The 4,534-nt window shown below is 37.8% G+C and carries 4 protein-coding genes; 3 read left to right on the forward strand and 1 reads right to left on the reverse strand.

All coding sequences use genetic code 11. The annotated features are described in order from the left end of the window. Positions 1-449 precede the first annotated feature (449 nt). A complete protein-coding gene (locus tag CBF33_RS09495; RefSeq protein ID WP_126763764.1) occupies positions 450-1,064 on the reverse strand; it encodes a histidine phosphatase family protein in 615 nt (204 codons plus the stop codon). A 187-nt stretch (positions 1,065-1,251) separates the two neighbouring features. On the opposite strand from CBF33_RS09495, the gene croR reads away from it, so the two are divergent. Genes croR through CBF33_RS09510 form a run of 3 tightly spaced genes read left to right on the forward strand, consistent with a single transcriptional unit; the run spans position 1,252 to position 4,415 of the window. Further along, a complete protein-coding gene (croR, locus tag CBF33_RS09500) occupies positions 1,252-1,941 on the forward strand; it encodes a response regulator transcription factor CroR (RefSeq protein WP_126763766.1) in 690 nt (229 codons plus the stop codon). Then, positions 1,931-3,136 (forward strand): sensor histidine kinase, encoded by a 1,206-nt coding sequence (locus CBF33_RS09505; protein ID WP_126763768.1) that lies wholly within the window; start codon positions 1,931-1,933, stop codon positions 3,134-3,136. The genes croR and CBF33_RS09505 overlap by 11 nt, the downstream gene beginning before the upstream one ends. Next, positions 3,126-4,415 carry a serine hydrolase gene (locus CBF33_RS09510; protein ID WP_170167795.1) on the forward strand — a complete coding sequence of 430 codons (1,290 nt, stop codon included), beginning with the start codon at positions 3,126-3,128 and terminating at the stop codon, positions 4,413-4,415. Before CBF33_RS09505 ends, CBF33_RS09510 begins: the two co-directional genes overlap by 11 nt. The last annotated feature ends 119 nt before the right edge of the window (positions 4,416-4,534 follow it).

Consider the following 4,534-nt stretch of genomic DNA (forward strand, 5'->3'; position numbering starts at 1 on the left):
TTGCTAGCGAATTGACTTCACTATCAGTTTTTATAAAAAACTGTAAAATTGTGTTTGTTTTTACACTTGTAAAAACGCCCTACACATTTGGTTCGTCTTACTTTGTTCAGTTTTCAAAGGTCTACTTTGTTGCGTTAGTAGCAACTTTTAAATAATAACATGTCGGCATTTGATTGTCAACACTTTTATTTAATTTTTTTAAATTAAGTTTTCGTCGTCTGTTTTGACAACTTCTAAATAATAGCACGTTCAGTTGAACATGTCAACTATTTTTTAAAACTTTTTTAAAATGTTTTTTTGATGTCGGTGTATCTGACAACTTCTAAATCATAACATGGTTAGTTGACTTGGTCAACTACTTTTTAAAATTTCTTTTTGTTTATTTTTTAGATGTTTGGCAGCGACAACTTTTATATAGTACCATGCTCTTATTTAGAGTGTCAACACTTTTATCCGTTTATTTTTAAAACTTTCCAAGTTTTTCCTTTATCACACGTTTCTACTATAGATATACTCGTGTTATCAACTAATCCATCTCGACGAAAGTCTGCAATATCATATCCTTGTAAATACTTTAACAACGTCGTAATAGTAACAGCATGAGAGACTACTAGCACCTTATCACTTTCAGCATGATGTTTGGCAAGTTTTTCTAGTTCTGCATAGCTGCGTGCAATTAATTGCGAATAAGTTTCGCCACCCATCTCTGTTGGATCATATTTTTCGGGAGCCTTTTTTAAATTAAAGTATTGTGGGTGTTCTTTTAGCTCGCTTACTTTCTTACCTTCCCAAGCACCAAACATAAACTCTTTAAAACCTTCTAGTGGATAGATGGTTTCATCTTCTGATTTACCTTGCCCTTTTAATAAATATTTCGCAGTTGCCATTGTTCGACCTAGAGGACTCGCGTATACTTTATCAAAGTTTACCTCTTTTAGTTTTTCACCTGCTTGTAAAGCTCCTTCAATCCCAACTTCTGTCAAATCTGAATTCACTTCTCCACCTTGAACAATTCCCTGTTCATTATATTCCGTACGACCATGTCTTACTAAATAAATGCGCATGTTTATCCCCTTTCTACTATATAAAAGATTACTCTTTCTTTCTCTATTTATTATCGTACACCTCTCACATCATTTCAAGACGTGGCTATAATTATAAGTTTCATTTAATTATGGGCGCTTTTATATTAATTTCAAGTAAGTTTTTGATACAATATAAATAACAACTGCGTAAAAAGGAGGATCGACAATGAAAATTTTAGTCGTCGATGATGATAAAGAGATTGTAGAGTTATTAAGTATTTATATTAAAAACGAAGGTTACGATGTGATTAAAGCCTATGACGGTAAGGAAGCCATGACAAAAGTCATCACGGAACCTAATATTGATTTAATGATTTTAGATATTATGATGCCTGAAATGGACGGGATGTCCGTCGTGAAGGAGCTTCGCAAAGAATCGGATATTCCGATTATCATGCTGACCGCTCGTACGACAGACATGGATAAGATTAAGGGCCTTGTCGCAGGTGCGGATGACTATGTTACTAAGCCGTTCAATCCGTTAGAAGTAATGGCGCGTGCCAAATCTTTGTTACGCCGTTCCAAACAGCAAATGAAAAGTGACGAACCAGATGCATTAAAAATAGGGCCTCTTATTATTAATAAAGATTCACATGAAGTCACAACCGATCAAGGCGTACCTATTCAGTTAACAGCATTGGAGTTTGGTATCCTTCATTTGCTAGCGAGTCATCCAAACCGCGTCTTCAGTGCTAATGATATTTTTGAACGAGTCTGGCAACAGGAGAGTCTCGTGTCAGCCAAAACGGTCATGGTTCACGTCAGCCATTTGCGCGATAAAATTGAAACGGCAACCGGTGGAGAAAAAGTCATCGAAACCGTTTGGGGAGTAGGCTATAAGATCAATGCGAATTAGAAAACACAAAAAAATCCCTGCTAATCAGCGGATACAACTCACTTCAAAAGAAAAAAGCGAACTCCTAGTTGAAGGTATCGTAACAATTATTCTATTACTACTATTAAATGTTGCCATTCTCGGATTAAGTCGTATTGTAGTACAAGAAAACTCACAGCTCGAAAATATCGTATTTAGCTTCAAAGAAGTGCTATATCAAACATTCTTTATCGACTCCGTCTATTCTTTTTCAAAAATTGCGACGTTTATTTTACTCATTATCGATGTTCTTGTTCTATATTGGCGACTTATTCGCCGCTATCATCAAATGCAATTGCGCCACATCATACGCGAACTACATTATATTGCAGATAATAACTTTGACCATCGTATTCCATTCAAGCTAAATGGTGACTTAGGAAGAGTCGTCAACAGTGTGAATCGCTTGGTAGATAGTACCGTTCAAGCATTGGAAGAAGAACGACGCATTGAAAAATCTAAAGACGAGTTAATTACCAATATCAGCCATGACATTCGCACGCCACTTACGTCTATTATTGGTTACTTAGGATTAATAGAAGAAGAAAAATACTCAAATGAGCAAGAATTGCGACACTATACGAAAACTGCTTATAACAAAGCCAAACAAATGAAAGTATTAGTCGACGACTTGTTTGAATATACGAAAATAAGACAACCAAGTGCTCCTTTACAACTTTCTTCTTTTGATATGTGCCAATTATTAGAACAACTAGCTGCGGATTTTGAATTAGAAGCGCAACGTAGACAAATGGTAATCGACGTCGTGCCTCCTAAAAGACCGATTGTTATGATGGGAGATACTGAAAAACTCGTAAGGGTCTTTAACAATCTCATCTCTAACGCCTTAAAATACGGAAAAGGCGGCAAACAAATTTTACTAAATGCTGAGAAAGTCGGGTCGGAAGTCGTTGTTACTGTAGCGAATGACGGAGCGACAATTCCTGAAAAAGCACTCAATCAAGTTTTCGAACGTTTTTATCGCGTAGAGGCTTCTCGTTCACAGGAAACAGGTGGAACTGGCTTAGGACTTGCGATTGCTCAAAGCATTATTGTGTTACACGGCGGCTATATCTTTGTCAAATCTGAAAATGGTTGGACGACATTCGTCATTCACCTTCCTTTAGAACAAGGAAATCCGTCAAATGAGAAAAAAGGAGTTTCAAATGATGTATAAAAAAATGAGAAAACCACTCACGATATTTTTCTCAATCATCTTGTTGCTTTTATCCCCGTTATCTAGCTTAGCTGCTACCTCAGATATACCTTTCGACAGTCTAGCACAAGCTGCGATTGCGATTGATGCGGATTCGGGACAGATTTTTTATGAAAAAAATAGCCAAGAGCCTCTTCCCATCGCCTCTATGACAAAACTCATCTCGTTTTATCTCATATTAGAAGCGATTCATAACGGAGAGTTGTCATGGGATGAGACTATGACGATTAACGAACATCTCTACGAATTAAGTCATAACACCGAGTTATCCAATGTCTTTTTAGCTCAAAATCATCATTACACTATAGAAGATTTATTTGACGCGGCCGAAAAAGTTTCAGCTAACGCCGCTATCATCGCCCTATCAGAACGTGTAGCGGGTAGTGAAGTAGCGTTCGTTGACAAAATGCGAGAAAAAATCGAAGAGTGGGGGATTCACGATGCGTATCTCATTTCCACTTCTGGTATTAATAACGAAGACGCGAGAGGTCAGATTTATCCCGGTTCCGGTCCAAATGAAGAAAATCTAATGTCCGCGCGAGATATGGCACTTGTCATTTACCATTTAATCCATGATTTTCCCGAAATATTAGATGACACTTCACAACCGACTGCCTTATTTGCAGAAGGCACACCTGAAGAAGTCGTACTCGAATCGACGAATGCAATGCTTCCCGGTATGGCTTTTGAAACCCCCGGTGTACAAGGGCTAAAAACGGGCACTACCGAGTTAGCAGGTACTAACTTTGCCGGACTTATCTCACGCGATCAGCGTCGTGTTATTACTGTAGTGATGCATGTGGAAGAATACGACGAAGATACAGGTAAACGTTTTGAAGAAACACAGAACTTGATGAACTACGCACTGGACGACTGGGAACAACGCCCGATTGTCGAGCCAGATGCGATTTACCAAGAAGCAACTACGGACTATGGAACGAAACCTAAAGTGACACTACACTACCAAAAAGGGCCAGTTTACTGGTTACCAAAAAATCAATCGGTTCAAACAGAATTTGTACCGGATGAACATAAATGGACGAAAAACAATACCCTGAAAATGCCCGTTCAACAATCAGAGGTAGTTGGACATGCGGTAATTAAGCTGCCCGGTACGGCAAAAGAAACACTTTTTGATCAAACTGAAAGTGTCAGTATCCCTATATATGCTGGAGAAACCATAAAACCTCTTCCGTTTTTACAAAAAATTGTTAAAAAAACACAAGTATTTTGGAACTGACCCACTTACGTGGGACACAATAAAAAAGCACTTCTTGTTGAATTCAAGTAAAATGAATTTAACAGGAGGTGCTTTTTAGCATGGGAACAAGAGTATCGTATCCATTAGAAGTAAAGCAA

This window comes from Vagococcus lutrae (assembly GCF_003987555.1).
Classification (GTDB): Bacteria; Bacillota; Bacilli; order Lactobacillales; family Vagococcaceae; genus Vagococcus_A; species Vagococcus_A lutrae.

Coding starts and splice junctions, on each gene's coding strand:
- CBF33_RS09505 (WP_126763768.1), top strand. CDS start 1,931: ATGCGAATTAGAAAACACAAAAAAATCCCTGCTAATCAGCGGATACAA.
- croR (WP_126763766.1), top strand. CDS start 1,252: ATGAAAATTTTAGTCGTCGATGATGATAAAGAGATTGTAGAGTTATTA.
- CBF33_RS09495 (WP_126763764.1), bottom strand. CDS start 1,064: ATGCGCATTTATTTAGTAAGACATGGTCGTACGGAATATAATGAACAG.
- CBF33_RS09510 (WP_170167795.1), top strand. CDS start 3,126: ATGATGTATAAAAAAATGAGAAAACCACTCACGATATTTTTCTCAATC.